This is a genomic window from Bradyrhizobium sp. Kon56 (assembly GCF_055807635.1).
On the sequence record NZ_JBVVOU010000016.1, the window covers coordinates 86,480 to 113,461 of the forward strand.

Annotated in this window: 27 protein-coding genes; 20 read left to right on the plus strand and 7 right to left on the minus strand. The window is 63.2% G+C overall.

Annotated features, from left to right (window positions below; translation table 11 throughout):
• Positions 1–23: 23 nt before the first annotated feature.
• A complete protein-coding gene (locus AC0L3B_RS24015; RefSeq protein ID WP_026233493.1) occupies positions 24–440 on the minus strand; it encodes a winged helix-turn-helix transcriptional regulator in 417 nt (138 codons plus the stop codon).
• 110 nt (positions 441–550) lie between these two features.
• Between AC0L3B_RS24015 and AC0L3B_RS24020 the strand changes: the two genes are divergently transcribed.
• Positions 551–853, plus strand: a complete 303-nt coding sequence (locus tag AC0L3B_RS24020) for a hypothetical protein (protein ID WP_143273393.1) — start codon at positions 551–553, stop codon at positions 851–853.
• Positions 854–870: 17 nt separating this feature from the next.
• Positions 871–1,494 (plus strand): dihydrofolate reductase family protein, encoded by a 624-nt coding sequence (locus tag AC0L3B_RS24025; RefSeq protein WP_018458067.1) that lies wholly within the window; start codon positions 871–873, stop codon positions 1,492–1,494.
• Between the two features lie 22 nt (positions 1,495–1,516).
• On the opposite strand, the gene queF is transcribed toward AC0L3B_RS24025, so the two are convergent.
• The gene (queF, locus tag AC0L3B_RS24030) at positions 1,517–1,969 is read right to left on the minus strand and encodes a preQ(1) synthase (protein WP_018458066.1); all 453 of its coding nucleotides are present in this window, start codon (positions 1,967–1,969) and stop codon (positions 1,517–1,519) included.
• Between the two features lie 51 nt (positions 1,970–2,020).
• A complete protein-coding gene (locus AC0L3B_RS24035) occupies positions 2,021–2,998 on the minus strand; it encodes a Vgb family protein (RefSeq protein ID WP_018458065.1) in 978 nt (325 codons plus the stop codon).
• Positions 2,999–3,172: 174 nt separating this feature from the next.
• On the opposite strand from AC0L3B_RS24035, the gene eno reads away from it, so the two are divergent.
• The 14 genes from eno to AC0L3B_RS24105 all read left to right on the plus strand — a co-directional run bounded on the left by eno (position 3,173) and on the right by AC0L3B_RS24105 (position 17,052).
• A complete protein-coding gene (gene eno / locus AC0L3B_RS24040) occupies positions 3,173–4,456 on the plus strand; it encodes a phosphopyruvate hydratase (protein WP_018458064.1) in 1,284 nt (427 codons plus the stop codon).
• A 34-nt stretch (positions 4,457–4,490) separates the two neighbouring features.
• Entirely contained in the window at positions 4,491–5,624 is a 1,134-nt protein-coding gene (locus AC0L3B_RS24045; protein WP_018458063.1) for a zinc-binding dehydrogenase, read from the plus strand.
• 116 nt (positions 5,625–5,740) lie between these two features.
• Positions 5,741–6,739: an MBL fold metallo-hydrolase gene (locus tag AC0L3B_RS24050; protein WP_085353228.1), complete on the plus strand. Its 999-nt coding sequence runs from the start codon at positions 5,741–5,743 to the stop codon at positions 6,737–6,739.
• A gap of 175 nt (positions 6,740–6,914) precedes the next feature.
• Positions 6,915–7,466 (plus strand): NADPH-dependent FMN reductase, encoded by a 552-nt coding sequence (locus tag AC0L3B_RS24055; RefSeq protein ID WP_085353225.1) that lies wholly within the window; start codon positions 6,915–6,917, stop codon positions 7,464–7,466.
• A gap of 209 nt (positions 7,467–7,675) precedes the next feature.
• Positions 7,676–7,993, plus strand: coding sequence for an FtsB family cell division protein (locus AC0L3B_RS24060; protein WP_007590617.1), 318 nt, complete (start codon positions 7,676–7,678; stop codon positions 7,991–7,993).
• 311 nt (positions 7,994–8,304) lie between these two features.
• On the plus strand, positions 8,305–9,327 hold the full coding sequence (gene pdhA / locus AC0L3B_RS24065; protein WP_085353223.1) for a pyruvate dehydrogenase (acetyl-transferring) E1 component subunit alpha: 1,023 nt from the start codon (positions 8,305–8,307) through the stop codon (positions 9,325–9,327).
• A 29-nt stretch (positions 9,328–9,356) separates the two neighbouring features.
• Positions 9,357–10,745, plus strand: coding sequence for a pyruvate dehydrogenase complex E1 component subunit beta (locus tag AC0L3B_RS24070; RefSeq protein WP_026233491.1), 1,389 nt, complete (start codon positions 9,357–9,359; stop codon positions 10,743–10,745).
• Positions 10,746–10,748: 3 nt separating this feature from the next.
• On the plus strand, positions 10,749–11,051 hold the full coding sequence (locus tag AC0L3B_RS24075; RefSeq protein ID WP_007590623.1) for a DUF5076 domain-containing protein: 303 nt from the start codon (positions 10,749–10,751) through the stop codon (positions 11,049–11,051).
• Between the two features lie 2 nt (positions 11,052–11,053).
• Positions 11,054–11,506, plus strand: a complete 453-nt coding sequence (locus AC0L3B_RS24080; protein WP_085353221.1) for a nucleoside deaminase — start codon at positions 11,054–11,056, stop codon at positions 11,504–11,506.
• A 60-nt stretch (positions 11,507–11,566) separates the two neighbouring features.
• Positions 11,567–12,916 (plus strand): pyruvate dehydrogenase complex dihydrolipoamide acetyltransferase, encoded by a 1,350-nt coding sequence (locus tag AC0L3B_RS24085; protein WP_473381129.1) that lies wholly within the window; start codon positions 11,567–11,569, stop codon positions 12,914–12,916.
• Positions 12,917–12,964: 48 nt separating this feature from the next.
• Complete coding sequence (locus AC0L3B_RS24090; RefSeq protein WP_018458056.1) at positions 12,965–13,171, plus strand: hypothetical protein; 207 nt, start codon at positions 12,965–12,967, stop codon at positions 13,169–13,171.
• Between the two features lie 17 nt (positions 13,172–13,188).
• Positions 13,189–14,610 (plus strand): dihydrolipoyl dehydrogenase, encoded by a 1,422-nt coding sequence (gene lpdA, locus AC0L3B_RS24095; protein WP_446481456.1) that lies wholly within the window; start codon positions 13,189–13,191, stop codon positions 14,608–14,610.
• A gap of 145 nt (positions 14,611–14,755) precedes the next feature.
• Complete coding sequence (locus tag AC0L3B_RS24100) at positions 14,756–15,997, plus strand: threonine synthase (protein WP_085353217.1); 1,242 nt, start codon at positions 14,756–14,758, stop codon at positions 15,995–15,997.
• Between the two features lie 86 nt (positions 15,998–16,083).
• Positions 16,084–17,052, plus strand: a complete 969-nt coding sequence (locus tag AC0L3B_RS24105; protein WP_473381130.1) for a tripartite tricarboxylate transporter substrate binding protein BugD — start codon at positions 16,084–16,086, stop codon at positions 17,050–17,052.
• A gap of 32 nt (positions 17,053–17,084) precedes the next feature.
• Here the strand turns inward: AC0L3B_RS24105 and AC0L3B_RS24110 are convergent, their stop codons facing one another.
• From AC0L3B_RS24110 to AC0L3B_RS24120, 3 genes are all read right to left on the minus strand, one after another.
• The gene (locus tag AC0L3B_RS24110; RefSeq protein ID WP_473381144.1) at positions 17,085–17,471 is read right to left on the minus strand and encodes a response regulator transcription factor; all 387 of its coding nucleotides are present in this window, start codon (positions 17,469–17,471) and stop codon (positions 17,085–17,087) included.
• A gap of 84 nt (positions 17,472–17,555) precedes the next feature.
• Positions 17,556–18,227, minus strand: a complete 672-nt coding sequence (locus AC0L3B_RS24115; RefSeq protein ID WP_018458051.1) for a response regulator transcription factor — start codon at positions 18,225–18,227, stop codon at positions 17,556–17,558.
• On the minus strand, positions 18,224–20,659 hold the full coding sequence (locus AC0L3B_RS24120; RefSeq protein ID WP_026233490.1) for a PAS domain-containing sensor histidine kinase: 2,436 nt from the start codon (positions 20,657–20,659) through the stop codon (positions 18,224–18,226). Before AC0L3B_RS24120 ends, AC0L3B_RS24115 begins: the two co-directional genes overlap by 4 nt.
• A 1,110-nt stretch (positions 20,660–21,769) precedes the next feature.
• Between AC0L3B_RS24120 and AC0L3B_RS24125 the strand changes: the two genes are divergently transcribed.
• Complete coding sequence (locus AC0L3B_RS24125; RefSeq protein ID WP_039800268.1) at positions 21,770–21,958, plus strand: hypothetical protein; 189 nt, start codon at positions 21,770–21,772, stop codon at positions 21,956–21,958.
• 66 nt (positions 21,959–22,024) lie between these two features.
• Complete coding sequence (locus AC0L3B_RS24130) at positions 22,025–22,315, plus strand: hypothetical protein (protein ID WP_231188451.1); 291 nt, start codon at positions 22,025–22,027, stop codon at positions 22,313–22,315.
• A 91-nt stretch (positions 22,316–22,406) separates the two neighbouring features.
• Here the strand turns inward: AC0L3B_RS24130 and AC0L3B_RS24135 are convergent, their stop codons facing one another.
• Complete coding sequence (locus tag AC0L3B_RS24135) at positions 22,407–24,596, minus strand: lytic transglycosylase domain-containing protein (protein WP_018458046.1); 2,190 nt, start codon at positions 24,594–24,596, stop codon at positions 22,407–22,409.
• A 324-nt stretch (positions 24,597–24,920) separates the two neighbouring features.
• On the opposite strand from AC0L3B_RS24135, the gene AC0L3B_RS24140 reads away from it, so the two are divergent.
• Together AC0L3B_RS24140 and AC0L3B_RS24145 are read left to right on the plus strand one after the other, a co-directional pair.
• Positions 24,921–26,657, plus strand: a complete 1,737-nt coding sequence (locus AC0L3B_RS24140; RefSeq protein WP_473381131.1) for an adenylate/guanylate cyclase domain-containing protein — start codon at positions 24,921–24,923, stop codon at positions 26,655–26,657.
• Between the two features lie 105 nt (positions 26,658–26,762).
• A complete protein-coding gene (locus tag AC0L3B_RS24145) occupies positions 26,763–26,939 on the plus strand; it encodes a hypothetical protein (protein ID WP_018458044.1) in 177 nt (58 codons plus the stop codon).
• Positions 26,940–26,982 lie beyond the last annotated feature (43 nt).

The window sequence follows — 26,982 nt, forward strand, 5'->3', positions numbered from 1 at the left end:
CTAGCGCCTGACGCGGCGTATCGTCATTTAGAACCTCCTTTCCTCAGTTTATGCTTCATCTGGGAAAGCATCTTGGGGCCCCCCGCCGATAGTCTCTCGGCAATCGCACCAAGATCCGGATCAGCATTACGATATTTGCTGCCCCATAAGCCAAGCTCGGCGAGGACAGGCAGCAGATCAATGCCCGCCTCCGTAAGGCGATAAATCGCCTTCAGTTTATGCGTGGGGTCGTCATGACGGGTAAGCACGCCGCCTTCTTGCAGCGTTTGAAGCCGCTCCGCAAGCGTCCGCGATGATATCGATTCATCGGACTGCAGAAATTCCCGGAAGTGCTGTTTCCCCGCGAAAACGATGTCACGCACAATCAGCAGCGTCCAGCGATCGCCGAGCAACTCCAGCGACAGACTGATTGGGCAACCTGATCGCTGTCTTCCCGACATCCGTAGTTCTCTTTGTAAATCGATTTACTATTGACATCATTCGAGGCTGACGTCAATGCTTCCAAATGTAAACCAATCATAAAGTCTCAATGCTGGAGGAGTGGTGGAAAATGCCCGCAGATATCCATCAGGTTGCAAGCGGCGGCTTTTACATATTTCAGAAGGTGACAGAGCTCCCGGGCAGGAAACTGCGCAAAGACGTGACTTATCGATCTGTCCCGCTCGATGACGCCCGCAGCAGCATGATCGCAAACGGGATATCAGCCAGCTTCACGGAAGCGTTGATCGAAACCCCAGCGAGCTTCAATCGCCAAGAGCGATGGGCACTCGACACGCCAGCTTCAGAAAACACAACTCGAACGACCTTCAAACAATGGGCTGCTGAATCGTTCGCAGCTTCGATCCTTGCATGATTCGAGAGAATAGACCGATGCGAAAACTTATCCTTCAGATGCAGGTGTCAGCCGATGGCTTTGTCGGCTCCTACGGAACGGTAAATTGGCAGCTATGGGGTTGGGGTGACAACAACTTTTGGGATGATGAACTGAAGCGCGATTTCAATGCACACTTCGAGCGCATCGACACGATTCTTCTCAGTCGGAAGATGCTGAATCAAGGGTATCTACGGCATTGGGAGAACGCAGCGAACCGCTACCCAACTGAGCCATTCTACGCGTTCGCTAAGCGTATCACAGAAATGAGCAAAATGGTTCCGACGAATAAGCCAACGGAGCCGGCGTGGGAACGAACCACGCTTGTCAGCGGAGATTTGCACGAGGTGGTCGGCGCCTTAAAGAGCCAACGAGGGCGCGACATTGGCGTGTTCGGTGGCGCGGGGTTTGCCGCGGCGCTGATCGAACAAGGTCTCGTTGACGAGTTTCAATTCTACGTCAACCCGGCGGTATTGGGTGACGGCGTCAGGATCTTCGCGGCGTCGGGGTTCAGGAAGCTAAAATTACTCGAGGCAAAGGCTTATTCGAGCGGCATGGTTGTTAGCCGCTATACCTCGTCCCCCGAGCGAGCAAATCTTCGCGGTCGAGACCGAACGCGGTGAGTCAGAAACGGTCTCTTCAAGCTCAGCCCCGGCCGCGATAGGGCGCGACGCCCTGCTCGGGCACCCACAATCCCTTCGGCGCGCGGCCCGTCTGCCAGAACACGTCGATTGGAATGCCGCCGCGCGGATACCAATAGCCCCCGATGCGCAGGAACTTCGGCTTGATCTCGCTCGCGATGCGCTTGCCGATCATCACGGTGCAGTCCTCGTGGAAGGCGCCGTGATTGCGGAAGCTGGCGATGTAGAGCTTGAGCGACTTCGATTCCAGCAACCATTGGCCGGGGGCGTAGTCGATCATCAGATGTGCGAAATCCGGTTGTCCCGTGACCGGGCAGAGCGAGGTGAATTCCGGCACGGTGAAGCGTACCAGATAGTCCGTGCCCTTTTGCGGGTTCGGCACGCGGTCGAGCTGCGCTTCTTCCGGTGTGTGCGGCCATTCGACCGCGCGGCCCAGCTGAAGGGATTTCTTCGCCATTGTCGTCACATCCTGTTCCGCGTGCCGGGATGGACGCAAATGCCGCTGTCGTCAACCGGCGGCGACCGTCTGGATCATGACGATCCGGTCGTTGCCGGATTCGCAGCCCCAGAGCTCGCCCGGCCTCCCGTCGAGCTGGCGCACATTGGCGTTAGCCTTGTCGCTGGCGAACACGTTGAAGCGCTCGGTGGCGGGATCGAAGCGGACGATGGCGTTGGCGGAGAAATCGGTCAGCCAGACTTTGTCCTTGTCATCGACATAGACCGCGTAGGTGCGGGGACGCTCGCCGGGCAGCTTCCAGGTATTCCAAGAGTCTTCCGCGGGATCGTGCACCGAGACGTGGCCACTGTTCCACTCGCTGACCCAGATCCGGCTTTTCGAATCCGACCAGACCCGTCGCGAACCCTGGCTCGGCGTCGGCGGCTCGACCACACTGGCGCTGCCCGTCGCCGGATCGATCCTGGCAATATAGCTGCCGGCAAGCGAGGCATACCAGACGTCGCCCTTGGGCGTGACGGTGATTCCGTAGGGGCCGACGCCCTTGGGCGCCCTGAACACGTCCATCCCGCCCGCGTTCGGCTTGAGGCGGCCGTAATAGCCGGACTGGCCGGTGAACCAATAGGTGCCGTCCTTGTCGAACACGCCGGTGTTGAGATTGGCGTAGGCGAACTTCTCGGGCAGGCGGAACAGGGTGACCTTGAGGTCGGAAGGATCGACGCGGGCGATCGCATTCTGGCCGCCCTCGGTGATCCAGGGCGCGCCGTCGGGGCCGATGGTCACGCCGTGCGGGGCGGCGCCCTGGCCGAGGCTGACCGTCTTATGGCTGCCATCCTTCGGATCGAGCCTGCCGAGCAGGCCCTTGCCCTGGGCCGTAAACCAGACCGTGCCATCGGGAGCGGGAGCGAGGTCGTGCAGACCGATGCCGGAGCTAATGGGGTAGTATTTTGTCCGGAACGGGCCTTCCTGCGCAAAACTCGGGCGGGTCGCGAGGAGGGCGATGCTCGAGGCAAGAAACTGGCGGCGATTCATGGCGTTACCCCGACTGTTTCAGATTGAGGTTTTGCGCGCAGACCAGATGCGGTCAACCTTAGTCCGAGCCGCTTCACGCGTCAGTCGAAGCCCACCCTCCAAGCGTTCACATTTGCTTGCGGTCCGTGTAAGACCCGCGGCACCGATCAGCTCTAACGAACGGAAGTGCACATCATGACCGCCATCATCGACATCATCGGCCGCGAAATTCTCGATAGCCGTGGCAATCCCACCGTCGAGGTCGACGTCGTGCTGGAAGATGGCGCGCTTGGCCGTGCTGCCGTGCCGTCCGGCGCCTCCACCGGCGCCCATGAGGCGGTGGAACTACGCGACGGTGACAAGACTCGCTATCTCGGCAAGGGCGTCACCAAGGCGGTCGGCGCCGTCAACGGCGAAATCTTCGAGGCCCTGAGCGGCCTCGATGTCGAGCAGCAGGCCCAGCTCGACCAGATCATGATCGACCTCGACGGTACGCCGAACAAGAGCCGGCTGGGCGCCAACGCCATCCTCGGCGTGTCGCTCGCCTGCGCCAAGGCGGCCGCGAACTCGCTCGACATGCCGCTCTATCGTTACGTTGGCGGCACCTCGGCGCGGCTGCTGCCGGTGCCGATGATGAACATCATCAATGGCGGCATGCACGCCGACAATCCGATCGACTTCCAGGAGTTCATGATCCTACCGGTTGGCGCGTCCTCCTTTGCCGAGGGCTTGCGCTATGGCGCGGAGGTCTTCCACACCCTGAAGTCCGAATTGAAGAAGGCCGGTCACAACACCAATGTCGGCGATGAGGGCGGCTTTGCCCCGAACCTGCCGTCGGCGGACGCCGCGCTCGAATTCGTCATGAACGCGATCGGCAAGGCCGGCTACAAGGCGGGCTCCGACATCGTCATTGGCCTCGACTGCGCCTCGACCGAGTTCTTCAAGGACGGCAAATACGTCTACGAGGGCGAGGGCAAGACCCGCTCGATCTCCGAGCAGGCCAAGTACCTTGCTGATCTCGTCTCGCGCTATCCGATCGTGACCATCGAGGACGGCATGTCGGAAGACGACATGGACGGCTGGAAGGAGCTGACCGACCTCGTCGGCAAGAAGTGCCAGCTCGTCGGTGACGATCTCTTCGTCACCAACGTCAAGCGCCTCGCCGAAGGCATCAAGGCCGGACGGGCCAATTCGATCCTGATCAAGGTCAACCAGATCGGCACGCTGACCGAGACGCTCGCCGCCGTCGAGATGGCGCACAAGGCCGGCTACACCTCGGTGATGTCGCACCGCTCCGGCGAGACCGAGGATTCTACCATCGCCGACCTCGCGGTCGCCACCAATTGCGGTCAGATCAAGACCGGCTCCCTTGCGCGCTCCGATCGCACCGCCAAATACAACCAGCTCCTGCGCATCGAGCAGCAGCTCGGCAAGCAGGCGCTCTACGGCGGCAAGGCGGCACTGAAGGCGCTGGCATAAGCCAGCGGTCGGACAAGAACAGGGGAGGATCGACATGAGCGACGGCAAGAACGGCCTGCAACTGCGTTCGCTGATCAAGAAGAGCGGTGAGCTCGAAATCTCGCTGCTCGACGTGCCGACCCCCGAACCCGCCGCGGACGAGGTTGTCGTCCGCGTCGAGGCCGCGCCGATCAACCCGTCCGACCTCGGGCTCTTGATCGGCGCGGCCGACATGAGCACGGCAAAGGCTTCGGGCACCAAAGAAGCTCCCGTCATCACCGCGAAAGTGCCGGAAGGCGCGATGCGGGCGATGGCAGGCCGGCTCGACGAATCCATGCCGGTCGGTAACGAAGGCGCGGGAGTCGTGATCAGGACCGGCTCCTCGGATGCCGCGAAGGCGCTGATGGGCAAGACCGTCGCCATGATCGGCGGCGCGATGTACACGCAGTATCGCACGTTGAAAGTGCGCGAGTGCCTGCCGCTGCCGGAAGGCACCACGCCGGCCGAAGGAGCCTCCTGCTTCGTCAATCCGCTGACCGCGCTCGGCATGACCGAGACCATGCGGCGCGAGGGTCACAAGGCGCTGGTGCACACTGCGGCCGCATCCAATCTCGGGCAGATGCTGAACAAGATCTGCATCAAGGACGGCATCCCGCTGGTCAACATTGTGCGCAGCAAGGAGCAGGCCGACATCCTGCACAAGATCGGCGCCAAATATGTCGTCGATTCCACCGCACCGAGCTTCCTCGGCGATCTCACCAATGCGCTGGTCGAGACCGGCGCCACCATCGCCTTCGACGCCATCGGTGGCGGGAAGCTCGCCGGCGACATCCTCAACTGCATGGAAGTCGCGATCAACAAGACCGCGAAGGAATACAGCCGCTACGGCTCCAACGTGCACAAGCAGGTCTATGTCTATGGCGCGCTCGATGTCCGCCCGATTGAGCTGCCGCGCGGCTTCGGCATGGCCTGGGGCGTCGGCGGCTGGCTGCTGTTTCCGTTCCTGATGAAGATCGGGCAGGCGGACGGGGCCAGGCTGCGCCAGCGCGTCGTCGACGAACTGAAGACCACGTTTGCCAGCCACTACACCAAGGTGGTGTCGCTTTCCGAGGCGCTCGATCCCGCCAACATCGCGGTGTACGCCAAACGCGCCACTGGCGAAAAATTCCTCATCAACCCGAACAAATAATCGGGACGTGCGACGGCACGTCACCGAAAGAAGGTCTTGCCTTCTGAGCGAAGCCGGGGATTATTCCGCCGCCATTTGCACGCGGGAAAACCGCGGGGCGCTCAGAAGGGGACCTCATGACCGATCTTAATCGCCGCCATTTGCTTGCAGGCGCCGCCACCTTCGGTGCGGCTGCCGTGACCGGCTTTGGGCCGACCGCCGCCAATGCCTCAGTACCGCAAGCCGGCACGCAGGCGCCGGGCTTCTACCGCTACAAGGTCGGCAGCTACGAGTGCACCTCCATCAATGACGGTGCGCGCACTTTCCCGATGCCGGACAAGTTCGTCGTCAACGCGCCGAAGGAGGAAGCGCTGGCCGCTGGCGAGGCGGCCTACATGCCGAAGGGCATGGTCACGGTGCCGTTCAACCCGCAGCTCATCAACACCGGCTCCAAGCTCGTGCTGATCGATACCGGCAACGGTGTCGCCAATCTCGAGCCCAGCAAGGGCGCGGTCGGCCGCACGCTGCAGAACCTCCAGGCCGCCGGCGTCGACCCCAAGAGCATCGACGTCGTGCTGCTCTCGCATCTGCATCCCGACCACACCAACGGCATTCGTCTCGCCGACGGCGCGCTTGCCTTCCCCAATGCGGAGATCATGGTGCCAGGCAAGGACTGGGAGTTCTGGACCAGCGAGGATAACGCCGCCAAGGCCGAGTCCAACGCGATGATGAAGAACTACTTCGCCAACGTGAAGAAGACCTTTGCCGGCCTCGAATCCAAGGTGACGAAGTACGAGTGGGGCAAGGAGGTCGCACCGGGCATCACCTCGATCGCGACGCCCGGTCACACCCCGGGGCACACCTCGTTCGCGGTCGCCTCAGGCGATTCCAAGGTGCTGATCCAGTCCGACGTCACCAACATCCCGGAGTTCTTCCTGCGCAATCCGAACTGGCATGTGGTGTTCGACACCGATGCAGCGCTGGCGCAGGAAACCCGCCACAAATTCTACGACATGGCGGCCGCCGAGAAGGCGACCGTGATCGGCTTCCACTTCACCTTCCCCTCGGTCGGCCATGTCGAGAAGGACGGCGCCAAATATCGTCTGATCCCGTCGGCGTGGAATCCGACCATCTGAGCCGATTTGCAGATTTGTACCAGGGATCGGGCCGCCACTTGGCGGCCTGATTGTTTGGGCAACCGTTCAGAAACCCAGCGTTTCCAAATCCGACCAGTCCATGCACTTGCATCTATCGGTCGAGATCGCTTAAGTGCCGACCCCGCACTCCCGCTGAAGATTTCGAGGACACTCTATGGCCTACAATATCGTCACGATCGCCGGCAGCCTGCGTAAGGACAGCTTTTCGCTCAAGATCGCCAATGCGCTCGCCAAGCTCGCGCCGGCCTCGCTCAAGCTCGAGGTCATCACGCCGGCCGGCATCTCGTTCTTCAACCAGGACCTCGAGGGAGCGCCGCCGGCGGATTGGCTGTCTTTCCGCGAAAAAATCCAGAAATCGGACGGCGTCATCTTCGTCACGCCGGAATACAATCGCGCGATCCCGGGGGTGCTGAAGAACGCCATCGACGTCGCCTCGCGGCCCTATGGCAAGAGCTCGTTCAACGACAAGCCGGTCGGCATCATCGCGAACTCGCCGGGCCCGCTCGGCGGCGTCAGTGCCGCCAAGACGCTCCAGAACATCCTGCCGGGCATTTCCGGCCCGATCATGCAGCAGCCGGAGGCCTATCTGAACGGGGTGGGCGACGCGTTCGATGCCGACGGCAACCTGACCAAGGAGTCCTTGAAGCCGGTGCTCCAGGCCTATATCGACGCGTTTGCGGTGCACGTCGCGAAGCATCACGGCTGAGGCCGCGAACCCCGGGTCTCCGTCATGGCCGGGCAAAAGCGCGAAGCGCGTCTTCGCGCTAGATGTCCCGGCCATCCACGTCTTTGCCAAATTGACGAAGAACGTGGATGCCCGGCACAAGGCCGGGCATGACGGCTGAGCCAGGCATTGGAACGCCAAGCGGGCGGGCAATTAGCACGCCCTTAACCAACCTGTCCCATCTTCCCAGGATGGTCTCCCGCGCGCGCCTGAAATCGATCCTGACCGGTCTTGCCCTCTATGCGATGGCGGCCGCCATCGTCGGCTATTTCGGCGTCAACGCCTATACCGGCAAATACGGCCTCAACGCCCGCCAGGAGCTCGACCAGGAGATCGTGGCGCTGACCAGCGAACTGGCGCAGCTCAAGCGCGAGCGCGCCAGGAGCGAGCAGCGCGTTTCGCTGCTGCGCTCCGCGAAGATCGACCCCGACATGCTGGACGAGCGGGCGCGCTTCCAGCTCGACTACGTCAATCCGCGCGATCTCGTCCGGACGATCCCGGCGAACTGACACGCGAGCGGCACAAGCGCCATTTGCGGGGTTTGCGGTCTGCCGCTGACTCCATCGAGCCAGCGCGATTGCGATATGCAAGCAGCCCGTTGCTTCCTGCGGCTGACGTGAGCGGGTCTGCGATCGGTATTCCACACACGATGCGGGAGTCGGGGAGCTAAATGTTGCCCGATCCGCGTCAAAGATTTTGCAATATTACGATCGCGTTGCAGTGCGGCATAATGAAAGGCGTGCCATGCCGCCGCGGTGCTTTCCAAGGGCGTTTGACTTGGGTTAGACAGGGCTGAAGTTTTCTCTGACCCGGAATTCCCATGGCCGCACCCAAGAAAGCCGCCGCGAGTACTGCACAGGACAAGACCGACGGCGGTTCGCCCCCGGAATTCACCAGAGAGCAGGAGCTCAAGGCGCTCCGCGACATGCTCCTGATCCGGCGGTTCGAGGAAAAGGCCGGCCAGCTCTACGGCATGGGCGCGATCGGCGGCTTCTGCCACCTTTATATCGGCCAGGAGGCCGTGGTGGTCGGGATGCAGATGGCCCTGAAGCCGGGCGATCAGGTCATCACCGGCTATCGCGATCACGGCCATATGCTCGCCACCGGCATGGAGGCCAAAGGCGTCATGGCCGAGCTCACCGGCCGTCGCGGCGGCTATTCCAAGGGCAAGGGCGGCTCCATGCATATGTTCAGCAAGGAGAAGCACTTTTACGGCGGCCACGGCATCGTCGGCGCACAGGTCTCGCTCGGCACCGGGCTCGCTTTCGCCAATCACTATCGCGACAACGACAATGTCAGCGTCACCTATTTCGGCGACGGCGCGGCCAACCAGGGCCAGGTCTATGAGAGCTTCAACATGGCGGAGCTCTGGAAGCTGCCGGTGATCTACGTCATCGAGAACAACCGCTACGCCATGGGCACTTCGGTCTCGCGCGCCTCGGCGCAGCAGGATTTCTCCAAGCGCGGCGCCTCCTTCAACATTCCCGGCCAGCAGGTCGACGGCATGGACGTCCGCGCCGTGAAGGCCGCCGGCGACGAGGCGGCGGCCTGGTGCCGCGCCGGCAAGGGACCCTTCATCCTGGAGATGCAGACCTACCGTTATCGCGGCCACTCGATGTCCGATCCCGCAAAGTACAGAACGCGCGAGGAGGTCGAAAAAGTCCGCCACGACCAGGATCCGATCGAGCAGGTGCGCAACCGCCTGTTGGCCGCCAAGGTCAGCGAGCAGGATCTGAAGGCGATCGACGCCGAGGTGCGCGACATCGTCAACGCGTCCGCCGATTTCGCCCAGCATGATCCCGAGCCGGATGCCGCCGAGCTCTGGACCGATATTTACCGCTGAACGCGCGCAAGCTTTCTTTTGGAGCCGATATGCCAATTCAAGTGCTGATGCCCGCGTTGTCGCCCACGATGGAGAAGGGCAACCTCTCCAAATGGCTGAAAAAAGAGGGTGAGACGATCAAGTCCGGCGACGTCATCGCCGAGATCGAGACCGACAAGGCGACCATGGAGGTCGAGGCGACCGATGAAGGTACGCTCGGCAAGATCCTGATCCCCGAGGGCACCGCCGACGTTGCCGTGAACACACCGATCGCGACAATTCTGGCCGATGGCGAAAGTGCCGCCGATCTCGCCAAGGCGCCCGCGCCTGCCCAGCAGCAGAAGGCTGCCGAATCCGTAGCCCCTGCCGCCGCGAAGACCGAGGCTCCAGCTCCCAAGGCTGCGCCGGCGCCGCAGGCCGTCGCAGAACCCGACCCGGAAGTGCCCGCAGGCACCGAGATGGTGACGCAGACCATCCGCGAAGCCCTGCGCGATGCTATGGCCGAAGAGATGCGCCGCGATGCCGACGTCTTCGTGATGGGCGAAGAGGTTGCCGAATACCAAGGCGCCTACAAGGTGACGCAAGGGCTGCTTCAAGAATTCGGCGCCAAGCGCGTCATCGACACGCCAATCACGGAGCACGGCTTTGCCGGCATCGGCGTCGGCGCCGCGATGACCGGGTTGAAGCCGATTGTCGAGTTCATGACCTTCAACTTCGCTATGCAGGCGATCGACCAGATCATCAACTCCGCGGCCAAGACGCTCTATATGTCCGGCGGCCAGATGGGCTGCTCCATCGTATTCCGCGGGCCCAACGGCGCCGCTTCCCGCGTGGCCGCCCAGCACAGCCAGGATTATTCGTCCTGGTATTCGAACGTCCCCGGCCTCAAGGTCGTCGCGCCGTTCTCGGCCGCTGATTACAAGGGCCTGCTCAAGGCTGCGATCCGCGATCCCAATCCGGTGATCTTCCTCGAGAACGAAATGCTCTACGGCCACACTGGCGAGGTGCCGAAGCTCGACGATTTCGTGATTCCGATCGGCAAGGCGCGCATCGTGCGCTCCGGCAGCCATGTCACGATCATCTCGTGGTCGAACGGCATGAGCTACGCGCTGAAGGCCGCCGACGAACTCGCCAAGGACGGCATCGAGGCCGAAGTGATCGACCTGCGCACGCTGCGTCCGATGGATACCGACACCATCGTCAACTCCGTCAAGAAGACGGGACGTGCCGTCACGGTGGAAGAGGGCTGGGCCCAGAGCGGTGTCGGCGCCGAGATCGCCGCGCGGATCATGGAGCATGCCTTCGACTATCTGGATGCGCCTGTAACCCGGGTCTCCGGCAAGGACGTGCCGATGCCGTATGCCGCGAACCTGGAAAAGCTCGCGCTGCCTTCGGCTGCCGAAGTGGTCGAGGCCGCCAAAGCCGTCTGCTACAGGTAGACCATGGCGGGTCCGAAGGAGCAGCCATTGCCACCCGACGTCCTCGTCCGCGATGATGCGGTCGAGATCCTGCGCGTGTTCGTGCTGGACGGCGGGCTGTCGATGGCGTTCCAGCGGGCCTTCGACGAGCCCGACATGTGGGGCCTGCTGCTCGTCGATCTCGCCCGTCACGCCGCGCGCGCCTATGCGCGCGAGAGCGAATACACCGAGGAGGACGCGCTGAACCGGATCATCGAGATGTTCCAGGCCGAGATCGAGCGTCCCACCGACACCGGCACCACGACGCCGCGCGGGAAGGGGCACTGACCGTGGCGATCGAAGCCTATCATTTCGATTTCATGCTGGAGGCGATCCGCGAGGCGGAAGCCTCGATCGTGCAAGGCGGCCTGCCGATCGGCGCCGTGCTGACCCGCGACAACAAGGTCATTGCCCGCGGCCACAACAACCGCGTGCAGGAAAACAACCCGATCCTGCACGGCGAGATGAGTTGCCTGCGCGAGGCGGGTGCGATTTCGTTCCACGATACCGTCATGTACACCACGCTGTCGCCATGCGCGATGTGTGCCGGTGCGCTCGCACTGTTCAAGGTGAAGCTCGTGGTGATTGGAGAGTCCGTTACCTTCGAGGGCTCCAAGGACATTCTCGACAAGTTCGGCATCCCGTGGATCGACCTTGCCGACGACCGCTCCATCACCATGATGAAGAATTGGCGTTCCATCCCTGCCAATGAGCGCCTGTGGCAGGGCGACATCGGCAACTAACGTGGTCTGTTCGTCTTCGGTCCGGAGACGGATTTTTGCAAAGTTCTTCTTGAGGTCAGCATGCCCATCAACATCCTGATGCCCGCTCTTTCGCCGACGATGGAGAAGGGCAACCTCGCCAAGTGGCTGAAGAAGGAAGGCGACAAGGTCAAATCCGGCGATGTCATCGCCGAGATCGAGACCGACAAGGCGACCATGGAGGTCGAGGCCATCGACGAGGGCACGATCGCCAGGATCCTCGTGCCCGAGGGCACGCAGGACGTCCCGGTCAATGATGTGATCGCGGTGCTGGCCGGCGAGGGCGAGGACGTGAAGGCGGCAGGTGCCGCCAAGCCCAGTGCTTCCACCGCACCTCCGAAAGCTGCTGAAGCTCCCGCTGCTGCGCCGGCTCCTGCGCCTGCTGCGCCCAAGGCCGCGCCGGCGCCCGCCGCAGCACCTGCACCGCAGGCCGCAGCACCGGCTGCGCAGAGCAACGGCCATGCCGGCCGCGTGTTCTCCTCGCCGCTGGCGCGCCGGCTCGCCAAGGAAGCTGGCGTCGATGTTGCGATGGTGACCGGCACCGGCCCGCACGGCCGCGTGGTCGCGCGCGACGTGGAGCAGGCCAAGTCCGGCAAGGGCCTCAAGGCTCCCGCGGCGGCGCCGTCGGGCGCGCCCTCGAGCGCGCCGACCATGTCGGACAAGCAGATCCTGTCGCTGTTCGAGCCGGGCTCCTACGAGGTGGTCCCGCATGACGGCATGCGCCGCACGATTGCGCAGCGTCTGACCGCGTCGATCCAGAACGTCCCGCACTTCTATCTCACCATCGACTGCGACATCGGCAAGCTGCTCGCCGCGCGCGAGGAGATCAATGCGGCTGCTCCCAAGGACAAGGAGAAGAAGCCGCTCTACAAGATCTCGGTCAACGACTTCGTCATCAAGGCGATGGCGGTGGCGCTGCAGAAGATCCCGAATTGCAATGTGAGCTGGACCGAATCCGGCATGGTCAAGCATCACCATTCCGACGTCGGCGTCGCCGTGGCGATGCCGGGCGGCCTGATCACGCCGATCATCCGCAAGGCCGAGACCAAGACGCTGTCGACCATCTCCAACGAGATGAAGGATTTTGCGGCACGCGCGCGCTCGCGCAAGCTGAAGCCCGAAGAGTACCAGGGCGGCACGACGGCCGTCTCGAACCTCGGCATGTTCGGCATCAGCCACTTCACTGCCGTGATCAATCCGCCGCATGCGACCATCCTCGCGGTCGGCACCAGCGAGGAGCGGCCTGTAGTCCGCGGCGGCAAGATCGAGATCGCGAACATGATGAGCGTGACCCTGTCCTGCGATCACCGCGCCATCGACGGCGCGCTCGGCGCCGAACTGATCGGCGCCTTCAAGCAGCTGATCGAAAATCCCGTCATGATGATGGTCTGACGCGCGGTAGAGGGGGCAACGTTGCATGTCCGTACCCGCTGGCCATGGATGTCGCTGCTGCTTGGAGCAGTCGTCGCGCTCAACCCGATTGGGCTCGATCTTCTTTACTCCGCGTTCTTTGCCGGTGAACAACTGGCACGGAACATCGCCCAGCCGGTCGTGCTGATTGCCTTGGCCGTAATGGCTTTGGCGACGATGCTCGAATGGCTGGTGAGGTCTTTTCTGATCAAGCGCCGCGCCCGCGGCGCCTCTTGAGTTGAATGGGAGCCGCCATGGCCGACACATCCTTCGACATCATCATCATCGGCTCCGGTCCGGGCGGCTATGTCACCGCAATCCGCGCCGCCCAGCTCGGCTTCAAGGTCGCGATCGTCGAGAAATCCTATCTCGGCGGCATCTGCCTGAACTGGGGCTGCATCCCGACCAAGGCGCTGCTGCGCTCGGCCGAGATCTACCACTACATGCAGCACGCCAAGGACTACGGCCTGTCGGCCGACAACGTCTCGTTCGACCCGAAGGCGGTGGTGCAGCGCTCGCGCGGTGTCTCGAAGCGGCTGAACGATGGCGTTGGCTTCCTGATGAAGAAGAACAAGGTCAGCGTGATCTGGGGCGCGGCCTCGATCGATGCGCCCGGCAAAGTTACCGTGAAGAAGTCGGACGTCGAGGGCCCCAAGGGTGCGCTGGGCGAGGGGACGTATCAGGCCAAACACATTATCGTCGCGACCGGCGCGCGGCCGCGGGTGCTGCCGGGCCTCGAACCCGACAAGAAGCTGATCTGGACTTATTTCGAGGCGATGGTGCCGGAGCGGATGCCGAAATCGCTGCTGGTCGTCGGCTCCGGCGCGATCGGCATCGAGTTCGCCTCCTTCTTCCACACCATGGGCTCGGACGTCACCGTGGTCGAAGTGCTGCCGCAGATCCTGCCGGTGGAGGACGCCGAGATCGCCGGCCTGGCCCGCAAACGTTTCGAGAAGCAGGGCATCAAGATCCTGTCCTCGACCAAGGTGACCAAGCTCGAGAAGAAGGCGGACAGCGTCGTCGCTACCATTGACGACGGCAAGGGCAAGCCTGTGACGACCGAGTTCGAGCGCGTGATCTCGGCGGTCGGCGTCGTCGGCAACATCGAGAACCTTGGACTCGAGAAGCTCGGCGTGAAAACGGATCGCGGCGTCATCGTGATCGACGGCTACGGCAAGACCAACATCCCCGGCATCTATGCCATCGGCGATGTCGCGGGGCCGCCGATGCTGGCTCACAAGGCCGAACATGAAGGCGTGATCTGCGTCGAGGCGATCAAGGGCCTGCATCCGCACGCCATGGACAAGAACCTGATCCCGGGCTGCACCTATTGTCAGCCGCAGGTGGCCTCCGTCGGCCTCACCGAAGCCAAGGCCAAGGAGAACGGCCGCGAGATCCGCGTCGGCCGCTTCCCCTTCGTCGGCAACGGCAAGGCCATCGCGCTCGGCGAGGACCAGGGCTTGGTCAAGGTGATCTTCGACAAGAAGACCGGCCAGCTGCTTGGCGCCCACATGATCGGCGCGGAGGTCACCGAGCTGATCCAGGGCTACGTCGTCTCCATGAACCTTGAGACCACGGAAGAGGAGCTGATGCACACGGTGTTCCCGCATCCGACCCTGTCGGAGATGATGAAGGAAGCCGTGCTGGATGCGTATGGACGGGTGCTGAATATTTGACGGGCGCGCATCGCCGCCCACCACCGTCATTGCGAGCGAAGCGAAGCAATCCAGACTGCCTCCGCGGAAAGACTCTGGATTGCTCCGCTGCGCTCGCAATGACGAGCGGAGGGATCTGTTTGCAAAACAAGAAGGAAATCACCCCATGCAAGACAACGACAACCTCACCATCGAACGCCCGACCTTCGTCACCCATCTCGAATGCGCGATGGAGGGCGATCATTACGCCGCCGACCGGGTCCACAACCTCTCCAAGGCCGGCAAGCCGCTGCTGGTGCGCTACGACCTTGCCGGTGTGAAGACGGCGCTGACGAAAGACGCGCTCGCCCAGCGCCCCGCCGACATGTGGCGCTACCGCGAGCTTTTGCCGGTGCGTAAATGTCAGGATATCGTCTCGCTCGGCGAGGTCACGACGCCGCTGATCCGGCTGCCCAAGCTCGGTGCAAAACTCGGCGGCGGCGAGATCATCGTCAAGGACGAGGGGCGCTTGCCGACCGGCTCGTTCAAGGCGCGCGGCCTCGTGATGGCGGTGTCGATGGGCAAGGCGCTCGGCATCAAGCATATGGCGATGCCGACCAACGGCAATGCCGGCGCGGCGCTTGCGGCTTATGCGACCTCCTGCGGCATCAAGACCACGATCTTCTGCCCGGCCGATACGCCGGAGGTGAACGTCAGCGAGATCGAGCTGCAGGGCGCCACCGTCTACCGCGTCAACGGCTATATCGACGATTGCGGCAAGATCGTCGGCGAGGGCAAGGCGAAAGTCGGCTGGTTCGACACCTCGACCTTGAAGGAGCCGTACCGCATCGAAGGCAAGAAGACGATGGGGCTCGAACTCGCCGAGCAGCTCGGCTGGGACGTGCCCGACGTGATCTTCTATCCGACCGGCGGCGGCACCGGCCTGATCGGCATGTGGAAGGCGTTCGACGAACTAGAGAAAATCGGCTTCATCGGCAGCAAGCGCCCGCGCATGGTCGCGGTGCAAGCCTCCGGCTGCGCGCCCATGGTGCGCGCCTATGAGGCCGGCACCGAGCATGCGACGCGCTGGGAGGACGCTCACACCATCGCGTCAGGCATTCGCGTGCCGCAGGCGATCGGCGACTTTCTCATTTTGCGCGCGGTGCGGCAGAGCAACGGTTTTGCCATTGCCGTCGACGACGATAAGATCTCATCGGCGCTCAGCGAGGTCGCGCGCGAGGAGGGGCTGTTGCTCTGCCCCGAAGGTGCTGCCACCTACGCCGCCTACAAGGACAGCCTCGCCGACGGCCGCGTCAGCAAGTCCGACCGCGTGATGCTGTTCAATTGCGCCACAGGCCTGAAATACCCGCTGCCGCCGGTCACCCGCACGCTCGATCGTCATAAGCCGATCGACTATTCGCAGTTCTAGCGCGGCATTTCGTCCCTTCACGAACGATCCCTCTTCCCGTACGCGGGAAGAGACAAAAACAACAATGACATTGCTGGGAGAAGACAATGAAGGCCGCCTGGGCTGCGCTGATTGCTATTCTCGCTGTTGCAGGCGCCGCGCGCGCCGACGACTATCCCTCGCGTCCCATCACCATCATCGTTCCCTTCGCCGCCGGCGGTCCGTCGGATGCGATGGCGCGAGTGCTTGCCGAGCGGATGCGGACATCGCTTGGGCAGCCGCTGGTGATCGAGAACGTCACCGGCGCGGGCGGCTCGATCGGCGTCGGCCGCGCCGTGCATTCGGCCCCCGACGGCTACACGATCTCGTTCGGCCATCTCGGCACCCACGTCGCCAACGGCGCCGTCTACAAGCTCAATTACGACCTGGTCGCGGACCTGGAGCCGGTGGTGCTGCTGCCGAGCAATCCGATGATCGTCGTCAGCAAGAACGCGGTGCCCGCGACCTCGCTGAAGGAGCTGCTGGACTGGCTGAAGTCGCGACCGTCGCCGCCGACCGCCGGCACCGCCGGCGCGGGCTCGGGTAGCCACATCGCCGGGGTCTATTTCGAGAGCGTCAGCGGCATCAAGCTGCAATACGTACCGTATCGCGGCACCGCGCCCGCCCTGAACGATCTCATTGCCGGCCAGATCGACGTCATCGTCGACCAGACCTCGAACTCCATCAACCAGGTCCGCGCCGGCACCATTCGCGCCTACGCCATCACCGATGACAAGCGCCTGTCGTCGGCGCCCGACATCCCGACGGCGGAGGAGGCGGGCCTGAAGGGCTTCAACATGACGCTGTGGTCAGGCATGTGGGTGCCGAAGGGCACGCCGAAAGCGATCGTCGCCAAACTCAATGCCGCAGCCGTGGAAGCGCTGAACGATCCCGGCGTGAAGAAGCAGCTCGAAAGCCAAGGGCTTGAGATGACGCCGCAGGATCAGCTCACGCCCGAAGCCCTCGGCGCCCGCCAGAAGGCGGAGATCGCGAAGTGGTGGCCAATGATCAAGGCGGCGAACATCAAGGTGGAGTGAGCGCCGTGTCGCCGGGGCTCGGCGCCAGCGTATCACGTCTCGGTTTGATCAGAGCCGGACAGGGCCATCCGCAGACATTCAAGCAGAGCGGGCGTGGAGAACGGCTTCGCCAGAAAGCAGATAGCGCCCGCCTTCAGCGCGCGGTCCCGCACGGCATCGTCGGGAAAAGCCGTCATGAAAATGAAGGGCGTGTGGTGACCAAGGCTGCGCATGTGCGTCAAGAGCTCAAGGCCGCCCATCAACGACATCTGCACATCCGCGATCACGCAGGACGTCGTCTTCAGTTCGGCCGATTGAAGAAATTCGTCAGCGGAGCGAAAGATGTTGACCGTGTATCCCCGCGACCTCAGCAGATTATTGGTCGCAAGGCGGACTGATCGATCATCGTCAATGACGGAAATGGCCGAGGGGATTGACAAGATGATCGCTCCTGATCGGGAGCCGCCGATCACGGTGCCGCACTTGACGAAAGTGAGCCCTTGGAGCGAGCTTGAAAAGCATACTTAGGTTTGCACCTTTCCGCCCGGGCGTGAGATTCCGAGCGCCTCCACCATTCTGACGAGATCGGCCAACGACTTGGCGCCCATTTTCCGCATGATCTGCCCGCGGTAGATCTTGACGGTAATCTCAGCCAATCCGAGCTCGGCAGCGACTTGCTTGTTCATCAGGCCGGACGCCACCAGGGCGAGGATGTCGCGCTGGCGCGCGCTCAAACCCTCGAATCGGGACCGCACTCCCGCGACCGACTCCTCGGCATTGCGTCGCTTGCGATCCCGTTCGATCGCGGCCTGAACCGCATCCAGCATGTCCTGGTCGCGCACCGGCTTGGTCAGAAAATCAATGGCGCCGCTCTTCATGGCCCTGACGGTCATCGGAATATCACCATGACCGGTGATGAAGATAATGGGCGTGTGAATGTTCGCCTTCGCTAGGTCCGACTGCAGGTCAAAGCCGCTTGAGCCCGGCAGGCGGATGTCGAGCACAAGGCAGCTGGGGACCGCCGGTGGCTTGGCTTCCATGATCTCCGCCGCGGAGCCGAAAGCCTCGACCTTGAGGCCGACGGATTGAAAGAGGTTGGTGAGCGCACGGCGCATCGATGGATCGTCGTCGACGATCAAGACGATCGGATCGTCGGAACTCGTCTGCACCGTCGCCACCTTGGGAAGGTCGGTCACGACGTGTCCTCGATCGGCAAGGGCAGGGCAATCTGGAATGTTGCTCCGCTTCCGTCATTGGGGAAGGCCGAGAGCCGGCCCGCATGAGCCTCGATGATCGATCGGCAGATCGACAGTCCCATCCCCAGGCCGCTCGGCTTTGTCGTGAAGAAAGGTGTGAAGATGCGCTCCGTCGCGCCGTCGCCGAGGCCGACCCCGCTGTCTGTCACGATCAGGAGCATGCGGCCTTCGCCGTGCTCGCTCGCCTGGCTGGAGCGGATCGCAAGCTCGCGCGGACGGTCCACATTGGCGTGCATGGCTTCAATCCCGTTCATGACTAGGTTGATCAGCACCTGCTGCAGCTGGATCCGGTCGCCGCAAACGCTGGGTAGAGCGGACGCCAGCTCCATTCGTACCGACACGGCATGGGTGGCAAGCTCGCGGCGGACGAGCGCCACCGTCTCCCTGACGAGCTGGTTCATGTCGACCGGAGCCATCTCGATCTCGGTCTTCTTCGCAAGCGTTCTGATCCGGCGGATCACCTCGCTGGCGCGATTGGCGTCCTCGACGATCCATTCCACGGAACGGCGTGCGGCATTCAGTTGGGCTGGTTCGCGGCCGAGCCATCCGATACAGGCATCCGCATTGGAGATCACGGCGGCCAAGGGCTGATTGATCTCGTGGGCGATCGAGGCCGTGAGTTCGCCGAGCATCGTGACGCGCGTCACGTGAGCTAGTTCGGCTTGCGCCTTGCGCAGTGCTTCTTCGGCCTGCTCGGCGCGGATGGCCGCCGTCACGTCGCTGCTGACGCCACGATAACCGAGAAAGTTGCCGTTCGCGTCGTGCAAGGGCTTGCCGCTGGTGCGCACGTAGATCGGAGATCCGTTGCGATCCTTGCTTCGGTAGACCAGGTCGCGAAACGGAAGGTGGGCATCGAGCGTCGCGCGATGCCGCTCCCACTTCTCGGGCTCGAGCTCGGCATCGGGTGGAATGTCCCAACGGGCGAGACCGATCACGCCCGTGGGCACGGGACCGGCCGTGTCGGCATGTTCCGAAATCCGTGTGATACGGTGGTCCGGCCCGCTCTCCCAAAACCAGTCCGAGGCGGTTTCGGCATAGTCGCGAAATCGCTGCTCGGACAGCTTGAGCTCGTCAAAGGCTTTTTGCAGCGCTTGTCTGGCGGCAAACTGCTCGGTGACATCGACGTGGGTGCCGATGATTTCCGTGACATCGCCGTCCCCGCCGACGACGGGATGCCCCTCCGTATGGACGTGTCGTACGGAACCGTCCGGACGCAAAATCCGAAAATCAACTTCGAAAGGCTGCTTTTGCCGGATTGCCTGACGTTCCACATCGACGATCCGGCGAAAGTCTTCGGCGAGGATCCGTTGTTGGAAAGCCTGCGCCGACAGATCGATCTGGTCCGGGTTGAATCCGAACAGGCGATAGAGTTCGGCCGATCGGTAGGCAAACTCCTGACTGCGCACGTTCCAGGCCCAGCTGCTCGTGTGGCTGAGGCGCTGGGCTTCGGTCAGATAGGCTTCGCTGCGACGCAGCCGCTGTTCGGTTTCCTTTGCCGTAGTGACGTCAGTGACCGCTCCGACAAACTCGATGTGGCCGGATCCATGTCTCACCACGCGTGCCACGGAATGGAGATATTTGATGGTTCCATCGGGCATCAGCAGGCGATATTCATGGTCGAAATCGCCGACCTCACGGAAGGCCCGATCAAGGGTCTTGCTGACCGCATTGCGATCTTCCGGATGAATGCGCTGGAAAACGAAATCGAGCGTCGGTTTGACCTGCGGGTCACATTGGAAGATGCGAAAGGTCTCCCTGGACCAGACGGCCTCGCGGGTTGCCAGGCTCAGGCCGAAGCTGCCGGTGCGGCTCAACTCCTGCGCTTGGGCAAGGTAGGCCTCGCTCTGCCGCAGCGCATCCTCCGCCTCCTTGCGCTGGGTGATGTTTTCGCAGGCGACCAGCACGATCGGCGTGCCGTCGCCGCGTCGCATGGCCTTGGCGTTCTCACGGACCCAGAGAACCGAGCCGTCCTTCCGGACCTTGCGAATCTCCCAGGTGTGCGACTGGTCCACGGTTTCCAGGCACAGCCCGACACAGCGACGGACGAAATCGCGGTCCTCTTCGAAAAAGACGTTCAGCACAGATTGGCCGGTCAACTCGGCCGCCGTGTAGCCCAGTTGCGCGGCGCCAAATGTATTTACGTTGAGCACCGTTCCGGCCGGATCGACCATGAAATACATGACCGGATTGTGCTCGAACACTTGTCGCCATTGCTTCACGGCGTCGCGCAGGTCGGCATTGTCCTGCCGCCAGCCATCCCCAGTCGCGGACTCGCCTTTCCCCGCATTGCCGAGAGATCGAAGCGCCGCAAGGCCGCCGAGCAGGAATTGCGCGGCCGAATTCCCTAGTTTTGCGATCTGGCCAGGCATCATCGCAAGCGTCCCGGCCCGCGTGGGGCAGGGAGAGTAGAGCACTTTGCGACAGCAGGGGCAATTCCCTGATCAAAGCAGGATTCCGCATCGAAAGTTCGCGGGCTCCGTGCAGCTTGCCAGCGTTGCGCCGTCTCGTTGCGAGCGGACGAAACTCCGGTAAATCACCGGACAAACCTATGTATAGGTCGCGCAATCCTAGTCATACGCTGCATTTACCTCCGTACAATTGAGCGGCCCGTCACATGGGGACTAGTCTCACCGGCAATCCAGTGGTGTCGATCGCAACGCTTGAACAGTTGAGTAGCGCGGGGTCGTGCACTCAAGAGGCCAGCTTCGCCTCCGCCGGCGCTGACTTGCCGATGATCTGGTCACGATTGAGAAGCCGCATTTCGTTGACGAACGTGATGATTGTGCATCAGCGCCCGTGGGGATCCTCGACCGTCAGAGGCGCCCATCAGAGGCCAGGAGGAGAGGATCATGTGCGATAAGCCCGAACACTCCGAGCGCCCTTCCGCCGCAAAAAGCTGCGCCGTCTGCAGCGGGAAGTTCGGCCTGATCCGGTATTATTCCTGGCGAGCGCCGCTTTGCTCCCGGAAATGTCTCGATCGCTTCAGAGCGCGCCGCGAACGCGATCGCCGATGGCTGTTTCGGTCTCAGGCGGCGTAAGCACCAGTCACCGGATCCGCTGCGTTCGGCAATTCTGTATCGGGAGGCTGCGCGTTGAACCGTTGTTGCAAGCTCCTCTTGGCGATCACGCTGCCGCTTTCGTTGATGACTGGAGCGGAGGCGGACGAGGCCGGACAGGATGGCGCACATCGTCATCCGCCTCGGGATCTGCTCCTCCACGAGCAGTTCTATTCGAGTTGGCACATGCCGGACAATCCGGTGCTGACTTGCTGCAACAACCGCCGACTGCTACCCGACCGAGATACGGCGGGTCGAGGGGAGCATCTACGCGCTGCGCCGGGAAGACGGGAAATACATCCTCATTCCGCCTCAGAAGGTCGAGCGAAACAGGGATAATCCCGACGGCCGCAACCATCTTTGCGCGCCGCCGCCGTCCGCCTCTCTCGTCGACACGGTCTACTGCTTTGCGCTCGGAGGTGCCACATGAGGTTCATATTGGTGAACGGCAGGACCCCTTTTCGCAAAACGTCCTGCCTCTGGTGCTGCGAGGAGATCAGCGGCGGCTATCTGCGCGATGCGAAGACGCTGCTGCCCTACTGCGGCTACGAGTGTTACGCGCTTCATGGCGAAGCTGCGCCGCTGATCGAGGGGCGCACACGAGCGGCGTCTTGAGCGGATAGGAGGGCGAAACGGGCGGTGGATTTGCCGTCCGGGCGAGAGGACATCGCGATGAGATTCATGTTCGTCAATCAGGAAGGGCCTCGCCACGGCGGTACCTGCAGCGCGTGCGCGCAGCCGCTGGGCGCGAGTTACGTCCGCCATGTGCCCGCTGAGCGGCGGTACTGCGACTATGATTGCTACCGTCGATATCAGCAGACGGCGGTGGAAATGCTCTGGCCTTACCGCAGTTCGCTCGAAGCGATCACGGTGTCGAGCTGGAACTGGATACTGCAGACGGGCGCGCTCTCGCGCTCGCTGACGGAAGCATTTCTGCGCGCGTACGAACCCTCTGACCACGGAAGGAGGTGACGGCTCGCCAAACGATGCGGACCCGCGCAGAGAGGTCGGTCGCAGTCACTGCATCCAGCTTCACGCCGCGTCCAGCCCCGGCGTCGCGAAGCTAGGGCGCGGCGGCTGCGGCCGATGCCGTCGGCATCGCGCCCCTGTTCGGCGTCGTAACGCGCTGCTCGGACTTCCCCGCGACGACGCTGCTGGCCTCAAACCTCGCACGATAGACCAGCACGTTCTCGATCACGCGCTGGACGTAGTTGCGCGTCTCCGACAGCGGGATGCGCTCGACCCAGTCGACCGGATCGACCTTGGGATCCCTGGGGTCGCCGCGCGCCTGCACCCATTCGCGCACGCGGCCCCGGCCGGCATTGTAGCCGGCGAAGGTCATGATCTGGTTGCCGCGATATTCCGACATGAGCGCACTGAGCTCGGCCGCGCCCATCTGCGTGTTGTAGACGGGATCGGAGACCATCTTGTCCCAGTCATAGGTCAGGCCGAAGCGCTTTGCGGTGTCGCGGCCCGCTTCCGGCGTCACCTGCATCAGCCCGACTGCGTTGGCGGCCGATTTGTCGCGCTGGTCGAACGAGCTTTCGGTGCGCGCCACCGAATAGATCACGCTGGGATCGATCGCGGGCGCCACCTGCTTATGTTCAGGGATGCCGATGGTCGGGAAGGCGTAGTGATCGAGCGCGAGCCCGCGCGCCAGCGCCGACTTGCCGACCTCCAGCATCACGCGCGCATCGTTGCGCCGGCCGGCGAGCTCGCCGAGCGCTTCGAGTGCGGCGACGTCGGTGCTCTCCTTGGCAAAATCCTCGGCGAAGTAAAACACCATGTCGCGCTCACCGACGCCGTAGAGCATGTCGGCGGCGCGCACGCGCTCGTCCGCGGGCGGCGCGTCGACTGCTGCCAGCACGGGCGAGGGCGCACGCAGCTCGATGCGGTCGAGACCGAGCCTGGCGCGGGCGAGCTGGCCGTAATAGGCGGTCGGATAGCGCGCCGCCGCCTGATAGCTCAGGCGCGCATCGGCCGGTGCGTTCATTGCCTCGGCCGCGCGGCCGCGCCAATAATGCGCGCGCGACAGCGCGATCGGATTGGCGGAGCCTTCGTCGATCGCGGCGAAATGCGTCATCGCCGCCTTGGGATCATCGAGATAGCGTAGCGCGATCCAGCCGCACATGAAGTGATAGTCGGCGCGATAGACCTCCATCGCGGGCACGGCTGCCGAGCGCACCAAATCATAGGCGGTTTTGAACTTGCCCTGGTCGAGCAGCTTTCGCGCGAGCAGGCGGCGCTCGCGCCACCAGGCGTCGGTGTCTTGCGCCGCCATCGTATCGGGCGCGGCGGCCAGGATCACCTCGGCCGCGTCGTCGATGCGGTCATTCTGGAGATGCCATTGCGCGCGGCACAGCACATAGCCGAGGTCGCGGCGCGCCTCGGCCGAAATGTCCTCCAGGTAATCCTTGGCCTTGCTGGCCTTGCCGGTGACTGCGGCGCAGGCCTTGACGATCGCGAGCGCATCCTCGCCGAGCCGCTTGGCTGCGCGCCGCGCTCCCGCATAGTCCTTGGCGCCGAGCCGCTTGTCCATGCGGGCGCGATGATCCTCGGCGGTCAGGAGATCGCGGAACGCTTGGTAGGAATCCTCCTCACTGCGCTCGGACAATTCGTCCGTGCGCCAGGCATCGCGCACGAGACGCGCGGCCCTGTCGCTGTCGCCCTCGGTCATCAGCACGCGGGCGAGCGCGAACTTGCCCTTGGCGCTGGTCGGCCGGTCCATCGTGAATTTGTGCACGGTCGCCGCGTTGGCCTTCTCCTGCCACAGCCGCGCCTCGGCGCGGCGGCGGAGCAGCGCGCTGCTCGGCCAGTCCGGATTGGCGGCGAGGAAGGCGGCGTAGCGCTTGAAATTCGCCGTGCTTTCGGAATGGCGCAGCATAAACCAGTCGGCGAGTTTCTGTCCGGCCGGGTCGGCAATGCGGTCGCGCGCCGCGCTGGCGTCCTCGGTCTTGCCCTTCCGCGCGAGATCGATGGCATCCTTCAGCGCGGCGAGATCGCCAGTCAGCGGCGGGGCTGCCGGCTTGTCCGAGGGCGCGTCGTCCTGCTTCTTCGACTTGCGCTTGGCCTCGGCATGCTTGCCGTGCCGCGCCTTGCCGGCGGAGGCGTGGCGCTGCTTGCCGGTTTTCGCCTCATGCGTCTTCTTCGGCGCGGACGATTTGTGACCGCTCTTCGCTGCCAGCTCTGTAGGGATGAAGGCCAAAGCGGCCACGGCAACGACACACGCGAGCGAGCGTAGGCACTGGTTCATTCCGTGGTCCCCCTGCGAAACCAGTACAAACCAAAGTCCGCGACGAGATGCGGCTCGAGAATCAAAACGGCGTCAAAATGGTGACACGACGTCGTTTCGCATCCTGAAGCTGTTCCAACAATGCGGCGAAATACGGATGGAGCCAGGGAACCTGTGCAACGGCGGGGCGAGCGGGTCTCTTAACCTTCATTAACGAATACGGCTCGCGCGACGGTTGCGGCGGTTCAGGACGCCTCGAAGCGGCCAAATTGCGCGTATTCCCGGCTGCAAATCCGTTGTATTGGGTTCCAAAGCCTTTCCCCTTCAGCCCATTGTCCCGCGCCCATGCCGATTTTCAACCAGTCGATCCGGCGCAAGATCGTCGGGATTGCGCTCGGCCTCATCATCCTGATGGTCGTCACCGCGATCCTGTCGATGGTGATGTCCAGCCGCGTCGGCCATCTTCTGGATGAGCTGACCGCGCGGTATATTCCGGCTTACGGCCACCTGGCGCGGTCCAATGTGCGTTCGCTGGAGCGGGCGCTGGCGATGCGGCGCATGGTGATCGCCAAAATGCAAACGCCGCCGGACGAGGAGGGCTTTGCGGCGCGGCTGAAGATCTTCAGGGAAACGGACGCCCAGGTCGAGCAGGAGGCCGAAGCCGCGCGAAAGCTGATCAACGCGATCATCGACGATGAGAGCACACCGTCGGACAACGCGGCACTCGCCCGGATCGAGACGCGCATCGAGAATGCAGTCAAGGAGCTTCGCCGCGAACTCGACGAGGAGGACGCCAAGCTGCTCCGGCTGCTCGATGCCAAGGACTTTGCGGCCACGCGCGACGTGCTCGTCCATGTGGACGCGCTCCGCGATCTCTTCACCCAGCGGATCGATGCGATCCGCGCCGAGATGCTCTCGCAGGTGTTCGTGAGCACCGCGCAGGTGATCCGCCATCAGCGCCAGGCGATCATCGTCTCGGGCATCGTGACCATCCTCGCGGCGATCGTCGGACTTGCCTTTGCGATCATGGTCTCCACCGGGATCACGCGACCGGTCCGGCTCTTGCTGGCCGGCACCCGCGAAGTCGAGGCGGGCCGCTTCGACAAGACCATCAGTGTCTCGACGCAGGACGAGATTGGCGAACTCGCCTCCGCCTTCAATCGCATGGTCGAGCAATTGCGCCAGAACGAGCGCATCCGCGAGACCTTTGGCCGCTACATCGATCCCAAGGTGGTGCAGGGGCTGATTGACCGGCCGGAGGTCGCCGTCGACGGCCAGCGCCGGGTGATGACCATCATGTTCTGCGACATGAGCGGCTTCACCGCGATGAGCGAGGGCATGACCCCGCGCGGCCTGGTCAAGGTGATGAACCACTATTTTACCGTCATGTCCGGTCCGATCAGGAGCAACCGCGGCATCATCGACAAATATATCGGCGACGCCATCATGGCCTATTGGGGCCCTCCCTTCATCGAGGAGGAAGAGCCGGCGCTGCTCGCAGGCCTTGCTGCGATCGAAATGGCCGATCAGGTGCCCGCGCTGCAGAAGCAATTGCCGGATCTGCTCGGCATCCGCGCCATGCCCGGGCTTTGCGATCTGCGGATCGGCATCGCCACCGGCGAGGTCCTGACCGGCAGCATCGGCTCCGAGCTGATGATGAGCTTCACCGTGATGGGCGACGCCGTGAACCTCGCCTCACGACTGGAGGCCGTCAACAAGACCTATGGCACCCGTATCCTGATCTCGCAGGCGACGGCGGACGCGATCGGCTCGCACCTCGGATTGCGCGAGGTCGACCGTCTTGCGGTCGCCGGCCAGAGCGCGCCGCAAACGATCTTCGAGGTGATGGGCCGGGCAGGCGCACTCACGGCCGCGCATGAGAGCCTGCGTTCTCACTACGCCGAAGGCCTCGCCGCCTATCGCGCCCGCCTCTTCGACGAGGCCCGCGCCGGCTTCAACGCGGCACTTGAAGCCGTCCCAGGCGACGGCCCCTCGCGGGCAATGCTTGCTCGTATCACGCGGTTCGAGGCCCATCCGCCGGACGAGGGCTGGGACGGCGCCTGGCGGTTGGAGCAGAAATAGTCGGCCGCGCGGGAAAAATTGATTCTACTCGATAACGATGTTCGCAGTGACCTATTTCCCGGGCTTAGGTTTGGTGTCCTTGAGGCGTTTGATGGGGACACGCCGATGACAGAACTTGAGAACAGGCTCGAACGGTTCGAGACGCTCACCGCCGAATGCGAGCTGATCGCCAGGCTCGCCACCGACAGCACCAAGCGTGAGTTTTATCTGAAGCTCTCGGAGCGGTATCGCCAGCTGGCGGTGGACATGCGGCAGGCCATAGCGAGCCAAGCTGCGGCCTGACGCCGGCAATCCGTTCTTAACACTTGGCGCGCATCCTCAATGC